General features: G+C 37.8%; 15 protein-coding genes. 13 read left to right on the top strand and 2 right to left on the bottom strand.

The window, feature by feature from the left end:
* Positions 1-70 precede the first annotated feature (70 nt).
* The 11 genes from glyQ (at position 71) to GD441_RS02735 (ending at position 11643) form a co-directional block, all read left to right on the top strand.
* A complete protein-coding gene (gene glyQ / locus GD441_RS02685) occupies positions 71-961 on the top strand; it encodes a glycine--tRNA ligase subunit alpha (protein WP_153123403.1) in 891 nt (296 codons plus the stop codon).
* The gene (gene glyS / locus GD441_RS02690) at positions 954-3023 is read left to right on the top strand and encodes a glycine--tRNA ligase subunit beta (protein ID WP_153123405.1); all 2070 of its coding nucleotides are present in this window, start codon (positions 954-956) and stop codon (positions 3021-3023) included. Before glyQ ends, glyS begins: the two co-directional genes overlap by 8 nt.
* Before the next feature lie 135 nt (positions 3024-3158).
* Positions 3159-3785 (top strand): transcriptional regulator CcpN, encoded by a 627-nt coding sequence (ccpN, locus tag GD441_RS02695; RefSeq protein WP_420849636.1) that lies wholly within the window; start codon positions 3159-3161, stop codon positions 3783-3785.
* Between the two features lie 26 nt (positions 3786-3811).
* Entirely contained in the window at positions 3812-4615 is an 804-nt protein-coding gene (locus GD441_RS02700) for a pyruvate, water dikinase regulatory protein (protein ID WP_153123409.1), read from the top strand.
* Between the two features lie 317 nt (positions 4616-4932).
* Entirely contained in the window at positions 4933-5427 is a 495-nt protein-coding gene (locus GD441_RS02705) for a YaiI/YqxD family protein (RefSeq protein ID WP_153123411.1), read from the top strand.
* A 33-nt stretch (positions 5428-5460) separates the two neighbouring features.
* Entirely contained in the window at positions 5461-7269 is a 1809-nt protein-coding gene (dnaG, locus tag GD441_RS02710; RefSeq protein WP_153123414.1) for a DNA primase, read from the top strand.
* A 50-nt stretch (positions 7270-7319) separates the two neighbouring features.
* On the top strand, positions 7320-8441 hold the full coding sequence (rpoD, locus tag GD441_RS02715) for an RNA polymerase sigma factor RpoD (protein ID WP_153123416.1): 1122 nt from the start codon (positions 7320-7322) through the stop codon (positions 8439-8441).
* A 185-nt stretch (positions 8442-8626) separates the two neighbouring features.
* Positions 8627-9169 (top strand): hypothetical protein, encoded by a 543-nt coding sequence (locus tag GD441_RS02720; protein WP_153123418.1) that lies wholly within the window; start codon positions 8627-8629, stop codon positions 9167-9169.
* Between the two features lie 146 nt (positions 9170-9315).
* Positions 9316-9684 (top strand): cytochrome c550, encoded by a 369-nt coding sequence (gene cccA / locus GD441_RS02725; RefSeq protein WP_153123420.1) that lies wholly within the window; start codon positions 9316-9318, stop codon positions 9682-9684.
* 136 nt (positions 9685-9820) lie between these two features.
* On the top strand, positions 9821-10531 hold the full coding sequence (locus GD441_RS02730; RefSeq protein ID WP_153123422.1) for a tRNA (adenine(22)-N(1))-methyltransferase: 711 nt from the start codon (positions 9821-9823) through the stop codon (positions 10529-10531).
* The gene (locus GD441_RS02735; RefSeq protein ID WP_153123424.1) at positions 10528-11643 is read left to right on the top strand and encodes a Nif3-like dinuclear metal center hexameric protein; all 1116 of its coding nucleotides are present in this window, start codon (positions 10528-10530) and stop codon (positions 11641-11643) included. The genes GD441_RS02730 and GD441_RS02735 overlap by 4 nt, the downstream gene beginning before the upstream one ends.
* 243 nt (positions 11644-11886) lie before the next feature.
* On the opposite strand, the gene GD441_RS02740 is transcribed toward GD441_RS02735, so the two are convergent.
* Both GD441_RS02740 and vrrA read right to left on the bottom strand, forming a co-directional pair.
* On the bottom strand, positions 11887-12834 hold the full coding sequence (locus tag GD441_RS02740; RefSeq protein ID WP_153123426.1) for a 4-hydroxy-3-methylbut-2-enyl diphosphate reductase: 948 nt from the start codon (positions 12832-12834) through the stop codon (positions 11887-11889).
* Between the two features lie 228 nt (positions 12835-13062).
* Positions 13063-13758: a VrrA/YqfQ family protein gene (vrrA, locus tag GD441_RS02745; protein WP_153123428.1), complete on the bottom strand. Its 696-nt coding sequence runs from the start codon at positions 13756-13758 to the stop codon at positions 13063-13065.
* 197 nt (positions 13759-13955) lie between these two features.
* Between vrrA and GD441_RS02750 the strand changes: the two genes are divergently transcribed.
* Both GD441_RS02750 and GD441_RS02755 read left to right on the top strand, forming a co-directional pair.
* Positions 13956-15278, top strand: a complete 1323-nt coding sequence (locus tag GD441_RS02750) for a DEAD/DEAH box helicase (protein WP_153123430.1) — start codon at positions 13956-13958, stop codon at positions 15276-15278.
* 18 nt (positions 15279-15296) lie between these two features.
* Entirely contained in the window at positions 15297-16190 is an 894-nt protein-coding gene (locus GD441_RS02755; RefSeq protein ID WP_153123432.1) for a deoxyribonuclease IV, read from the top strand.
* The last annotated feature ends 63 nt before the right edge of the window (positions 16191-16253 follow it).

Raw genomic sequence — 16253 nt, forward strand, 5'->3', positions numbered from 1 at the left:
AGTTTTTTATTTGTCTACAAGTCTCTATGAAAATCAAAAATCAACAACGTAAGATATTTGGAGGTGCTTTATGAACATTCAAAACATGATTTTAACCTTGCAAAAGCATTGGGCAGACCATGGATGTATTTTAATGCAAGCTTATGACACAGAAAAAGGGGCCGGAACAATGAGTCCTTACACATTCCTGCGAGCGATCGGTCCTGAGCCTTGGAATGTGGCTTATGTTGAGCCATCAAGAAGACCAGCAGATGGAAGATATGGAGAGAATCCTAATCGTCTATATCAACATCATCAGTTTCAAGTTATTATGAAGCCGTCGCCAGACAACATTCAAGAAATTTACCTGGATTCTCTTCGTGCCCTTGGAATTGATCCGCTTGAGCACGATATTCGTTTTGTTGAGGATAACTGGGAAAATCCATCATTAGGATGCGCTGGACTCGGTTGGGAAGTTTGGTTAGACGGAATGGAAATCACACAATTCACATATTTCCAACAGGTTGGTGGATTGGAGTGTAAACCGGTTTCTGTTGAAATTACTTATGGAATTGAACGTCTTGCATCCTATATTCAAGAAAAAGAAAATGTATTTGATTTAGAGTGGACAGAAGGCTTTACTGTTCGGGATATTTTCTTACAGCCGGAATATGAGCATTCTAAATATACATTTGAAACTTCTGATACAGAAATGCTATTTAATCTTTTCAATATTTATGAAAAAGAAGCTCATCGACAAATGGATGAAGGTCTTGTCCATCCTGCATACGACTACGTTTTAAAATGCTCTCACACATTTAACCTTTTAGATGCTAAAGGTGCGATTTCGGTTACCGAAAGGACAGGATATATTGCGAGATGCCGTAATCTTGCCAGAAAAGTAGCTAAAACCTTCTATGAAGAGCGTGAAAAAATGGGATTCCCAATTTTAAATGGGAAGGGAGAGAGTACAAATGAGTAAAGATTTGTTAATTGAAATTGGTCTCGAAGAAATGCCTGCTAGGTTCGTTACTTCATCCATTGATCAATTAGCTGAGAAGCTAGAGAAATGGTTAGAAGAGAAAAAGATTTCTTATGGCACTGTTTCAAAATTTTCAACTCCAAGACGTTTAGGAGTACTGGTCCGTGATGTAGCAGAAGATCAAGAAGATGTTAGTGAAGAAGTGAAAGGTCCAGCGAAGAAAATAGCTCTTGATGCAGAAGGGAATTGGACGAAAGCAGCAATTGGTTTTACTCGAGGACAAGGTGTAACAGTTGATGATATTTATTTTAAGGAAATGAACGGTGTAGAATATGTTCATGTCAATAAATTCATTAAAGGCCAGCCGGTAAAGGATTTGCTACCGGAACTAAAGCATGTCATTTCGGGACTTTCTTTTCCAAAGAACATGCGCTGGGCACATTATGACCTTCGCTACGTTCGTCCGATTAAATGGATGGTAGCGTTGTTTGGAGAAGAGGTTATACCTTTTTCCATCACAAATGTACAGACAGGTAATAAGTCCTATGGACATCGTTTCCTTGGTGAAGAAATCACCATCCAATCACCTGCTTCCTATGAGGAACAACTTGAGAAGCAGTTTGTTATTGCAAATGCAGAGAAACGAAAAGAACAAATTCTAGGACAACTTCGTAATCTTGAAGAAAAAAATGGCTGGATTATTCCAGTGGATGAGGAACTTTTAGAGGAAGTAAATAATTTAGTTGAGTATCCTACTGCATTATATGGAGGATTCGAAGAGGAATTTTTAGAGCTACCTGAGCGGGTACTTATTACTTCTATGAAAGAGCATCAACGTTACTTCCCGGTTAAGGATCAGAACGGACAATTGCTCCCATTCTTTGTTACAGTACGAAACGGAAATGATAATGGTTTAACTATTGTTTCAAAAGGAAACGAAAAGGTTTTAAGGGCCAGATTAGCAGATGCGGCGTTTTTCTATAAAGAAGATCAAAAAACAACGATTGAAAGCAGCTTGAAAAAATTAGAAACCATCGTTTATCATGAAGAAATTGGAACCCTATCAGAAAAGGTTCAACGGGTTAGAGCATTAACGAATAGAATAGCGAAAAAACTAAATGTATCTGATTCTGACAAAATAATGGCAGATAGAGCAGCAGAAATTTGTAAATTTGATTTAGTTTCTCATATGGTTTATGAATTCCCTGAGCTTCAAGGATATATGGGTGAGCGTTATGCTCTAATGAAAGGAGAACCTAAAGAGGTTGCTAAAGCCATCAATGAGCATTATATGCCACGTCATGCAGAGGATTCAGTACCGACAGGGGTACCTGGAGCTTTACTCAGCGTAGCGGACAAATTGGACACGATCGCTTCGTGCTTTGCTATCGGAATTATCCCTACAGGTTCACAAGATCCTTATGCCTTAAGAAGACAAGCTATCGGTATTGTTGCTATTCTTTTTGAGAAAAATTGGGGCGTAACAATCGAAGAATTAATCGATGACTCTTTAGAATTTGTGGATGCAGCAAATATCGGAAAGAGAGACCTAAAAGAAACGAAGAACGATTTAATCACTTTCTTTAAAGCGAGAATGAAGCACTTGCTGACTGAAAAAGGTATTCGTTATGATTTGATTGATGCTGTTCTAGAATCTAAGAATGCTTATGTACACCATATTGTAGAAAGAGCGCTCGTTCTGGATGAGAAAAAAGATTCAGAAGGCTTTAAAGAAAGTATGGAGGCATTGAGCCGTGTAATGAATATTGCAGTTAAGATGGAAGAAAAGACAGAAGTAGAACCAGCATTATTCGAAAACGAGTATGAAAGTGCTCTCTACAGAAAGTTTAAAGATGTAAAAGCTTCTTTTGAAATAGAAACGAATGAAAAAGCCAGATTTGAGATATTGGTTTCATTGAAGCCTGAAATCGAACAATATTTTGAACATACGATGGTAATGGCTGATCATGAAAGACTGAAAAAGAACCGCCTTTCCCTTATGCATGAAATGAGTGAGCTTTTCTTAAGGTATGCAGCGATGAATAAAATATTGACAGCTTAATGAACAAAAAGACCGGGAAAAATGAGAATGAATCTTTACGTGAATTTCCCGGTTTTTCTTATTGTATACAATAGGTTATAATATTTATAAATAGTATAACCTATTTTTCTTCGCAAGAGTTGGGTGGTGAGTAAAATGGAACTAAATAAAAGGCAGGAACAGATTCTACAAATTGTTAAAGAGCAAGGACCGATTACGGGAGAAAATATTGCTGAACAACTAAACTTAACGAGAGCGACCTTAAGACCAGACTTAGCTATTCTGACAATGGCAGGGTATTTAGATGCTAGACCACGTGTGGGCTATTTTTATACAGGAAAATCAGGAGCTCAGCTACTGACAGACAATTTAACAAAAATTTATGTAAAAGATTACCAATCGATCCCGGTAGTTGTAAATGATAGCATTTCTGTTTATGATGCCATATGTACGATGTTTCTTGAAGATGTCGGAACGTTGTTTGTTGTTGATCAGCAATCCCTTCTTGTTGGTGTTCTTTCTAGAAAAGATTTGTTAAGAGCAAGCATCGGAAAACAAGAACTTACAAACATACCGGTCAACATCATTATGACAAGAATGCCAAACATCGCGATGTGTGAAAAAGAAGATTTAATGATTGATGTGGCAAAAAAGTTAATTGAAAAACAAATTGATGCTCTGCCGGTTGTTAAAAAAACCGAAAAAGGTTATGAGGTAATTGGAAGAATTACAAAAACCAATATTACAAAAGCGTTCGTAGCACTTGCTACAGAGGACTTGTAAGTTGGGTTGGGGGAGTAAGTAGAAAAATGGATACACCGATCATTTATGTTGTTTCAGACTCAGTGGGTGAAACAGCAGAACTTGTTACAAAAGCAGCTGTAAGTCAATTTGTCGATTCAAATTTTTCAATTGAACGTATTCCATATGTAGAAGATGAAGCGAATGTAGATGAGGTTATTTCATTGGCAAAGTTAAATCAAGCAATCATTGCCTATACATTGGTTAGACCTAAGATCAGGGAATACATGAAAGAGCAGGCTGACAAAGAAAATATATTTGCTTTTGACATCATTGGTCCGCTTATTAATATTCTGCAGCAGCGTTTTAATCTAAAGCCAGTACATGAACCGGGTCTTGTTCGAAAGCTTGACGACGATTACTTTAAAAGAGTCGAAGCCATTGAATTTGCAGTCAAATATGATGATGGCAGAGATCCTAGAGGAATATTGCGTGCAGACATTGTATTAGTAGGGGTATCAAGAACATGTAAAACACCATTGTCACAATATTTGGCACATAAACGTTTCAAAGTAGCGAATGTACCACTCGTTCCAGAAGTGGAGCCTCCGGAAGAATTATTTTTGGTACCTCCTGAAAAGTGTATCGGCTTAAAGATCCAGCCTGAAAAGCTAAACCATATCCGAAAGGAAAGGCTGAAGTCACTAGGATTAGGTGACCATGCCATCTATGCGAACTTAGAAAGAATTAAGGAAGAGCTTCAATACTTTGATGGAGTTGTTGAGAAGCTTAAGTGCCCTGTCATCGATGTAACAAACAAAGCAGTGGAAGAAACAGCGAATACAATAATAAACCTTATCCAAAAGAAATAATTAGGGGTTGCCAGAAAGTTTACATGTAAACTTTCTGGTGGCTCCCTTTTTCTTACAGCTAATGAAATAGTATGACCAAATAAGCGCTATTTTACATGTCATAAATAAAAAAACTTATTGATGTTTCTGGGTAGCATTTTTAGATCTTTTATTCTATAATAAAAAATTGTGATAAAAATATAATATTTAGGTTTAGACTTGAAAAATAAGGATTAAACTATTAACTGTGAGAAGTCAAGTCCACAAATGAAAAAAAATTCGACATGTCCTGTTGAAGCCTAAAACTTCCATAGAAAAAAGAAGGAATATGAAGAATTATGGAGAATTGTTGTTTTAGTAAAATAAAACCTGTCATTTATGTGGACAGTGACGCGTGTCCCGTTAAGTCTGAAGTTAGTGACTATGCTGAACGATTTAAGGTGAAAGCTGTTTTTGTTACGTCAATAAAAAACAAGATGAACACTCCCCTTCCTGGAGACTGGGTTTATGTCGACTGGGATAAAGAAGCTGTAGATCTATATATTATGAATCATGCAAAAGAAGATGACATTGTCATTACAGCAGATATCGGATTGGCTGCGGGTCTTATAGGATCGCGTGTTCATGTACTTTCTCCAAAGGGAGTACATTTTACCGACAGGAACATAGATGCCATGCTTTCATTAAGACATGTTTCAGCTAAAACTAGACGACAAGGGAAAAGGACAAAAGGTCCAAAAGCATATACACATCAGGACAGAGAATGTTTTAAAGCAACTTTAATAAAAATATTGTCGAATTGTGCAGGAAATTATGATTCTTTATTGAATTAAAGAATATCACCTGAATTAGGATTGGGTGATCAAATGTCACATACCCGTATTCCAGATGAAAAACTAAATGAAATCCGTAGTGCTGTAGATATCGTTGATATAATTAGTGAATATGTCCAGCTAAAAAAACAAGGGCGAAACTATTTCGGCCTTTGTCCATTTCATGGTGAGAATACACCTTCTTTCTCGGTTGCTCCAGACAAACAAATTTATTATTGCTTTGGCTGTGGTGCAGGAGGAAATGTTTTTAACTTCCTAATGGATATGGAAGGATTAAGCTTTATTGAAGCTACAAAAGTCTTAGCGGAAAAAGGAAATATTCCATTAGATATTTCTTTAGAAGAGTCGACTAAAGCGAGCAAACTCTCCCCATCTCATCAGAAGATGATCGAAGCACATGAGCTATTACGTAAATTTTACCATCATTTGCTTATAAACACAAAAGAGGGAGAAGCAGCACTGGAATATTTGCTTCATCGGGGTTTTACAGAAGAATCTATTGAAAAATTCCAAATTGGTTATTCCTTAAATACGTGGGATTTTGTTTATAAGTTCCTCGTAAAAAGGGGTTTTCAAGCAGAGTTGATGGAGCAGGCGGGTCTTTTAGTAAAAAATGATGAAGGCAAATATTTTGATCGCTTCAGAAACAGAATTATGTTTCCAATATTCGATGAGAAGGGTAATACGATTGCGTTTTCGGGAAGAGCGCTAGGGGAAGATGAACCCAAATATTTAAATAGCCCTGAAACGCCAATCTTTCATAAAAGCAAAATATTATATAACTTTCATTTAGCAAGACCTCATATTCGCAAAAAAGAAAAAGCAATTCTGATGGAAGGCTTTGCCGACTGCATTTCTGCATCAGTTGCAGGAGTTGAAAATACGATTGCTACAATGGGGACATCATTAACAGACCATCATATTTCATTATTAAAACGAAACACGAATGAAGTTGTGATTTGTTATGATTCCGATCAGGCAGGTTTAGATGCTGCCAACAGAGCTTCTGATTATTTGTTTGATGCTGGCTTTGAAGTAAAGGTTGCTTTAATGCCTGATGAGCTTGACCCCGATGAATATATTAAGAAATACGGTTCAAAGAGCTTTATAACAGATATTGTTGGGAATTGCTTGACGTATGTTTCATTTAAAATGAAATATTTGCGTTTAGGAAAAAATCTTAATAACGAGGCGGAGCGTATCGCTTATATTGATGCCGTTCTAAAAGAAATTACAAAGCTATCAAGTGCGGTTGAAAGAGAGCATTATCTTCGTCAAATTTCTGCTGAATTTTCCATTTCATTGGAATCTTTAATGCAACAACAGAAAAAGACCTTTTTTTCAGAAAGAAAGCGTGGAAACCTATCTAGAAACATAGGGACAAACCAAACTCAAAGCATACAGCTGCAATATGAGCAGAAGTTAAAGCCAGCCTATATAGTTGCAGAGTTAAGGTTGATTGCCCATATGCTGCAAAGTAAAGAAAAAGCCTTGAAAATTAAAAACATGTTAGGTTCCAATGTCCTGAATGTGGATGATCATCAAGCTATCATCACTTATTTATATGGCTTTTATGAGAAATACGATCATCCCGACACTAGCCTATTCATGAATGAACTTCCTGATCCACACCTTAGGAAAATTGTTTCTGAAATTGAAATGATGTCCATCAACGAAGAAGCTACAGATAAGGAATTAATGGATTACATTCAATTCGTGTTGAAACAGAAAAAGATGTTAATCATAAAAGAAAAAGAAGCTGAAAAAGCAGAAGCAGAAAGAATGGGTGACATTCGGAAAGCCGCTGCTATTGCATTGGAGATTATCCAATTAAAAAAATAGCACATATGAAATTGTCTGTTGTGTTTGAAAGTTTGGAAGGAGGGGAACAAATGGCTGATAAATCAGCTCGTTCCAAAGACATGGATAATGAATTAACTCTTGATCAGGTGAAAGATCAACTTCTTGAGCAAGGAAAAAAACGTGGAGTCCTTACTTTTGATGATATAACTGATAAGCTCTCTAGTTTTGAATTAGATTCAGATCAAATGGATGAATATCTTGAGTATTTAAGTGAACAAGGGATAGAAATACTATCAGATAATGAAGAAGTTGATCCAAATATTCAAGATCTTTCTAAAGAAGAAGAATTTGATTTGAATGATCTTAGTGTTCCTCCTGGAGTTAAAATAAACGACCCTGTAAGAATGTATCTGAAAGAAATTGGAAGAGTGGACCTTCTTTCCGGTGAGGAAGAAATTGAACTTGCCAAACGAATTGAGCAAGGTGACGAAGAAGCTAAACGTCGTTTAGCTGAAGCCAATCTTCGTCTTGTAGTCAGCATTGCAAAAAGATACGTCGGACGTGGAATGCTTTTTCTTGATCTTATTCAAGAGGGTAATATGGGTCTTATAAAAGCTGTAGAGAAATTCGACTACAGAAAAGGATATAAATTCTCCACTTACGCAACGTGGTGGATTCGTCAAGCTATTACACGTGCTATTGCTGACCAAGCAAGAACGATTCGTATCCCGGTTCATATGGTTGAGACCATTAACAAGCTGATTCGCGTTCAAAGGCAGCTATTACAAGATTTAGGACGCGAACCAACTCCAGAGGAAATTGCAGAGGATATGGACCTTACTCCAGATAAGGTAAGGGAAATATTAAAAATTGCTCAAGAACCGGTGTCGTTGGAAACACCAATCGGTGAAGAGGATGACTCTCATCTTGGGGACTTCATTGAAGATCAAGATGCGACTTCACCTTCTGAACATGCAGCATATGAGCTATTAAAAGAGCAGTTAGAAGATGTCCTTGACACGTTGACAGACCGTGAAGAAAACGTCTTAAGACTTCGTTTCGGACTAGATGATGGTCGAACAAGAACCTTAGAAGAGGTTGGAAAGGTTTTCGGCGTTACACGTGAGCGTATTCGTCAAATTGAAGCGAAAGCATTACGTAAGTTGAGACATCCAAGCCGAAGCAAGCGTTTAAAGGATTTCTTAGAATAATAATCATAAAGGGAAGACTCTTACCATTATCAAGGGTATCAAGAGTCCTTCCCTTTTTTAAAACGTATTTTCAGAAATGAATCAATATTTTATTATTACCAGTGATTTAGGTAGGATAGCATATGAAAATGGGTGATGTTTATCCGATAATTATGATAGAGCTATCATATAGGATGTGGATCGGCATGAACGAAACCCGAAAAAAGATTATCATAAATGAAATTCAATATTGGAAGAAAACTCGTATTCTTCCGGAACAATATTGCGATTATCTGATAGCATTATATTCTGAGGGAGAAAGCATGGAAGAGAGCGTTAAAATAAGAGAGCGCTTTCCCATCAATCCTGCATATTTGGGAATAGCAAGTTTGGTTGTACTTGCAGTTATACTTTCAGGGGTAGACAACATTCCGCCTTTCATACAAATTTTAGCATGTATCAACATTGTTCTCCTATTAGCGGGTATTGCTTTCTTGTTCTATAAAAAGTCATTTTCCTATCAGATCCCATTAGTCTCCTCTGCATTTGTCTTTTTACTTGCTAACGTTCGGATATCAGAACTGTTTTTTCCAGGTAATATTGGACTATTATACCTATTTTTATTCATACATTGTTTCATTTGGTTTTTAATAGGTAAGAAGTTACATTTGCCGTACTTTACCATCGCTTCCCTATTAGGAACGGTTTTAATTTTATATTTTATTGGAAAGCTCTTTCATTTCTTTTGAATGAAAATTCTTGTTTTTTTGTCTAAATTACGAAATTATGGTTCATCTTATATATTAGGTCTTTCCCTCTCAAACTTTTTCAAGTAAAATAAGAATTGTTTGTAATTATTATGACAGACAGGTTTATACATAGGGGAGGTAATACGATGAATCGTAATCCGATTATTCCATTTGTTTTGATCATGGTTTTCGGTATCGGGCTAATGATTGCTCTATCCTTTAAAGGTCTTGGGGATGCTAAAGAGATGGCAAAGGAAAAAGAGAACGGCGGCAAGGAAAAGACGGAACAAACAGCAGCCGGTTCTCCGGAAGACATTTATAAAGCAAACTGTATGAGCTGTCACGGTGACCAATACCAAGGTGGAGTGGGTCCTGCTTTAAAAGGTGTTGGCGACCGCTTATCTGAAGATGACATTAAAAACGTTTTAACAAATGGTAGAGGAGCAATGCCAGGAGGTCTTGTTGAAGAAGGAAAAATCGATGAAATGGCTAAGTGGCTGGCAGGATTAAAATAATTCAAAAAAACGGCTGACATCGTTCAGCCGTTTATTTTTTAGATTCATCAAGGCTGTCCTTCCTTGAAACAGAAGTCTAGATTTAATTATACTAGGATAGAGACTTTTATTACATTGGATTTAGGTGATTAATTACATGAATAAACAGAAGCTATCAAAAAGGTTAGAAGCAGTGGCTACCTTCATACCGAAAGGAAGTATTTTAGCCGACATCGGCTCAGACCATGCTTATTTACCCTGCTATGTGGTTAATAAAGGTATAGTGGAAAAAGCGATTGCAGGGGAAGTAGTAGAAGGTCCCTATCAATCTGCACTGAAACAAGTAATGGAAGCAAATCTAGCAGATAAGATATCCGTCCGAAAAGGTGACGGTCTTGAGGTTCTAGAGATGAATGAAGCTACAGTTGTTACAATTGCAGGTATGGGTGGCACATTGATCACAAACATATTGGAAAGAGGAAAGGAAAAACTATCATCTGTAAAAAGGCTAATTCTACAGCCAAACATCCATGCGATCCATATTAGAAAATGGTTAATTGAAAATGGATGGGAGCTGATTAACGAACGAATTTTAGAAGAGGATGAGAAAATTTATGAGATTCTTGTGGCTGAAAAGGGAGACCCTCTTAGGCCATATAAGGAACAAAAAGAAGCAGCATTATTGATGGGTCCTTTCTTAATGAAGGAAAAAAATGAAGTATTTATAAAAAAATGGAAAATGGAAAAAAATCATTGGAAAAGAATATTAACCCAGTTAGAAAAATCCGAAGACCAAGAGGCTACTCAAGAAAAAAGAAATGAATTACACAAAAAATGGGCTTTAGTAGAGGAGGTACTAGCGAGATGAAAACTCCAAACGGTTTTGAGGTCATTCAACTTTTTGAACAATATTCTCCTAAAAAGCTCGCAGTGGAGGGAGATAAAATTGGCCTTCAAGTTGGAACCTTAAATAAACCCATCCAAAAAGTAATGGTAGCGCTGGACGTTCTAGATGAAGTGGTTGATGAAGCCATTGACAAAGGCATTGATTTGATTATTGCTCATCATCCAATTATATATCGTCCGTTACAGAAAATTACCGATGAAGGACAAGGGAAGCTTTTACAGAAGCTCATTAAACATGACATTACAGTTTATGCTGCTCATACAAATCTTGATGTTGCAAAGGGTGGTGTCAATGACCTTTTATCCGATTGCTTAAAGCTACAAAATACGGAGGTTTTGGTTCCGACCTATTCGGCATCGTTAAAGAAACTCGTTGTATTTGTTCCGGAGGATGCAGCAGATGATCTTAGAGCAGCTTTAGGTAAAGCAGGTGCTGGATTTATCGGAAATTATAGTCATTGCTCTTTTTCTACTTTTGGAGAGGGAAGATTTTTGCCGGAAGCTGGTGCTAATCCATACATCGGACAAAAAGGTCAACTGGAAAAAGTGAATGAAGTGAGGATCGAGACCATTTTTCCGGAGGAACTAGAAAAGAAGGTGCTGAATAGCATGATTAAAGCACACCCATATGAAGAGGTTGCCTATGACATTTATCCTCTACATAATAAAGGAGAAGAACTAGGTCTTGGTCGAATCGGGGAACTACCAAAGGAAATGACTTTAAGGGAATTTGCTCAATATGTAAAAGAGTCCTTGGACGTTAAAGGTGTTAGGGTGGTTGGTAATCTTGAAACAACCGTTAAAAAGGTTGCGGTCCTTGGTGGAGATGGAAACAAATACGTAACATCCGCCAAATTCAAAGGTGCGGATGTGTATGTTACAGGTGATATGTATTATCATACCGCACATGATGCTCTGATGCTCGGACTAAACATTGTAGACCCAGGTCATAACGTTGAAAAAGTCATGAAAAAAGGTGTGGCAGAAAAAATGTCCAGGCTTGCGGAGGATCAGGGATATCAAGTAGAATTTATTCCATCTGAAATTGATACGGATCCCTTTACGTTTTTATAAGAGAAAGAGTCTTGTGCAATGAAGCACAAGACTCTCAGACTGTTGACAAACGCTCGCATTCTTCGTCACGAACCCTCCTCCGGTGCTCATTACCGTCTATGGTAACTCCGCTCCTCGCACGGGTTCGTTCCTCGACTGACAAGCGTTTTCAATCAGTCTGAAAGTGCATGAAATATACTTTGTCTACACTCTAAGAGTCTTGTGCAATGAAGCACAAGACTCTTTTTAATGAAAAGAAGTATTCTAAAGCGTTGGGCTTTTTACCTTTGGCAGGATTTTATGGAGCGGAACCTTTCTTTCTCGCTTCCAGGTTGTTTCATCATCTGGATCATAGTTTTCCAAGAAGTTGATGACTTCCTTCGTAATCGGGGTAGGGGTGGAAGCACCGGCAGTAACAGCTACTGTCTCTACACCCTTTAGCCATTCTAGCTGGATTTCGGTTACGTCTGCTACTCGATAAGCCTTAGTACCAGCAATTTCTTCTGATACTTGAGCTAATCTGTTGGAATTGTTGCTTTTCGGGTCCCCAACTACAATCAACAAATCAGCTTGACCGGCTTGTTCAGCTACAGCTTCTTGTCTTACTTGTGTAGCTAGGCAAATCTCTTTATGAATTTCTGCTTGTGGATATTTTTCTTTTACTGCCTCCATAATATCAGCAACATCCCATTGGCTCATCGTCGTCTGATTTGTTACGATTAACTTTTCAGCTGTTATAGTAAGCTTGTCTACATCTTCTTTTGTTTCAACTAAATGAACAATGTCAGGTGCAACGCCAACAGCACCCTCCGGTTCAGGATGACCTTTTTTACCAATGTAGATGACTTGGTAGCCTTCTGCTTTCTTTTGACGGATTAGGTCATGTGTAGCTGTAACATCCGGACAGGTAGCATCAATTGTAACTAGACCTTTCTTTTTTGCCAGCTCTCTAACTTCTGGCGAAACGCCATGTGCAGTGAAAATGACTGTACCGCTATCCACTTTTTCAAGAATTTCCTTACGATTTGTGCCATCCAGTGTGATAATTCCTTCTTCTTCAAATGCATCTGTTACATGCTTATTATGAACGATCATGCCTAGAATATAAATAGGACGAGGCAAGCTTTTATCTAAAGCGGCGTTGCGGGCAATGACCATTGCGTCCACAACCCCGTAACAATATCCACGAGGAGATATCTTAATGACCTTCATTGTGTTTCCTCCTTATCTAACCATAAAAATAACCAGTCGAACAAAAATCTAGGAGAATCCTAGTCTACATAAACCATTCACCTAGTTTTCATTATATAGAATGTGCAAAAAGATTACAAAGAGGGATTATGGGGGAACAAGTCCAATTTTAGTGAAAAAAACATAACACCCAATGGAGCATTATGGCTACAATGAGTGTTAATAAAGAAAGTATTTTATGATGTAAGGTTAAATGAATAGTTTGGGAAGAGATTCTCCTGACTTTACAGTTTTCTTCTTTTCCTCATCATCTTCTAAGGGTTCCGTTGCTTTATTTTTTTGTATCTCTAATTCTTCTTCAAGATTTGGTGAATTTGTGGATTCTTTCTTTTCTTCGTGAGGCTGGGAAACGGAATCTTTTACGTCATCTCCATTTTTTAACCCTTGGTAAATCTTCCACATAGCCGGTATATTTTTTAATAGGGGTCCGTACTGTGAAACCATCGGACCTAAAGACTCAGCAGCTTGTAGCACCTTTTGAGTGTTATTAAGCATCGTCGATAATGAACCTGAACCTGTCAGGCTTTGTATGATACCTCCTCCTCCAGCTGTGCGAGGTGCTTCCTGTGAAGCAGCCACTCCTGGTACTGAGAAAAGCGAAGCTGGGGTTGGGGCTTGTTGATTCCTTTTTCCTAATATCTTGGCTAACAAACCACTTTTTTGTCCCTGGCCGGGCATTCTTCTACTTTGATTGCTAAACGAATTCCTCATCCCTTTCATTGGCATCATACCTAGGGGGGGCTGAGATGGAGGTACAGGAGCTGGGGAGATTCTAAAAGGATCCTGGCGATTTGGCAAACCCATGGGTGGAAACATCCTTTGCTGGTCGATGGAGGAACGCATTCTCATTCTTCGAGGAGGCATGTTAAATGGTCCTTGCTGCATATCTTTCCCTCCTTACTTTCTTGTGAAATTTTCCTTTATAATAAAGTATGCAACTTTGCAGTAATTTGAGATAAAAACCTAATCTGACTTTTATCAGTTGAGATAATATAATAAACAGGATAAGATAAGTAAAGTAGTTTTATTTGAAAAGACCTAGATCGAACAAGAACCAATTTTAAGTAAGGAGTTACAATAAAATGAAACAAAACCATTTCGAAAGGTTTTCATTTAATGAATATATTTTAAATGCAATTGAAGAGCTTGGATTCCACAAGCCTACTGAAATTCAGGAGCGTGTGATTCCAGCAGCCTTAAAAGGGACAAGCATTATTGGACAATCGCAAACGGGTACTGGAAAGACCCATGCATACTTATTGCCGATTACTCAAAGAATCGACACTGAAAAACAAGAAGTACAGGCTGTCATTACTGCCCCGACAAGAGAATTGGCTCATCAGATATATCATGAAGCGTTAAAGATTGCCGAGCACTTTCCAAAAGAAGCCCCGCTTACAGTTCGTTGCTTTATCGGAGGTACAGATAAGCAACGGACCATTGAAAAATTAAAAACTCAGCCACAACTTGTCATAGGGACACCAGGAAGAATTAAGGACTTAGTAGAAGAACAAGCATTAAACGTTTTTACTGCGAAAACGCTTGTTGTAGATGAAGCGGACCTAATGCTCGATATGGGCTTTATTGAAGATGTCGATAAAATTGCTGCCAGAATGCCTGAGGATTTGCAAATGCTCATTTTCTCAGCGACTATCCCCGAAAAGCTAAAACCATTTTTGAAGAAATATATGGAAAATCCAAAATATGTACAGGTGGATCCTAAACAGGCTACTGCCGAAAAAATTGAGCACGTATTGATACCTGCACGGCACCGCGATAAGATTCAACTGTTACATGATGTACTAGTTCTTTACAATCCATATTTGGCTATTATTTTTACGAATACGAAAAAAATGGCTGAAGAAGTAGCAGACAGACTGACGGAAAAAGGTCTACGTGTAGGTCGTATCCACGGTGATCTAAGTCCGCGTGAACGCAAAAAAATGATGAAGCAAATTAATAATCTAGACTATCAATATATTGTTGCCACTGACCTTGCAGCACGAGGAATTGATATTGAAGGAGTCAGCCACGTTATCAATTTTGAACTTCCTACTGATTTGGACTTTTACATTCACAGGGCAGGGAGAACGGCTCGGGCAGGCTATTCAGGAATTGCCGCCACCATCTATGAGCCTTCTGACGAGGATGCTTTAAATAAGCTCGAAAAGCGTGGAATTTCTTTTGAGAACCGTGACATTCAAAAGGGTGAATGGATTGAAATTGAAGATCGTAACAGAAGAAAAAATCGTCAAAAACAAGAAAGTGAGCTTGATATAAAAGCTAAAAGGCTGATTAAAAAGCCGGCTAAGGTTAAACCAGGCTATAAGAAAAAGCAAAAAGAAGAAATTGAAAAATTTAAGAAAAGACAACGTAGACTACAAAACAAAATAAAAAAGAAATAAAGGGTAAGGAGAAAAGTTATGTTGAAAATAGGATCACACGTGTCCATGAGCGGGAAAAAGATGCTGCTTGCTGCGAGTGAAGAGGCCGTATCTTACGGTGCAAATACATTTATGATTTATACAGGTGCTCCTCAAAATACAAGAAGAAAAAGCATTGAGGACTTGAACATTGAAGCGGGAAGACGTCATATGGAAGAGAATGGAATTGATGAGATTATCGTACATGCTCCCTACATTATTAATATTGGAAATACGATCAACCCAGATACATTTGAACTAGGAGTAAATTTTTTGCGTTCTGAAATTGAAAGAACAGAAGCTATCGGTGCTAAGCAAATTGTACTTCATCCTGGGGCACATGTTGGGGCAGGTACAGAAGCTGGTATCAAAAAAATTGTCGAAGGCTTAAATGAAGTGTTATCAAGTGAACAAAAGGTACAAATTGCTCTTGAAACGATGGCTGGTAAAGGATCGGAATGTGGGAAGACATTTGAAGAAATCGCCATGATTATAGATGGAGTCGTCTTAAATGATAAGCTTTCGGTGTGTTTTGATACTTGCCATACACATGATGCAGGTTATGATATCGTGAATGATTTTGATGGTGTTCTAGAGCAATTTGATAAAATCATCGGTATTGACAGGTTGAAAGTGTTACACATTAACGACAGCAAAAACGAAATTGGTATGAAAAAAGACCGTCACGAAAATATCGGGTTTGGACACATTGGCTTTAAGGCGCTTGACTACATTGTCCATCATCCGCAGCTTAAGGATGTACCAAAAATTCTTGAAACTCCATACGTCGGGGAAGATAAGAAGAATAAAAAACCACCATACAAATTTGAAATTGAGATGCTAAGAAACCGTAAATTTGATGAGAATTTATTGGATAAAATCATGCATAATTAATAAAGTTTGGGTATCTATTCCTGATGAGAAGCTCGGCCAGCCATCATAGGATAGATACCCTTT

It is taken from the genome of Peribacillus tepidiphilus (assembly GCF_009466385.1).
GTDB lineage: Bacteria > Bacillota > Bacilli > Bacillales > DSM-1321 > Bacillus_BN > Bacillus_BN tepidiphilus.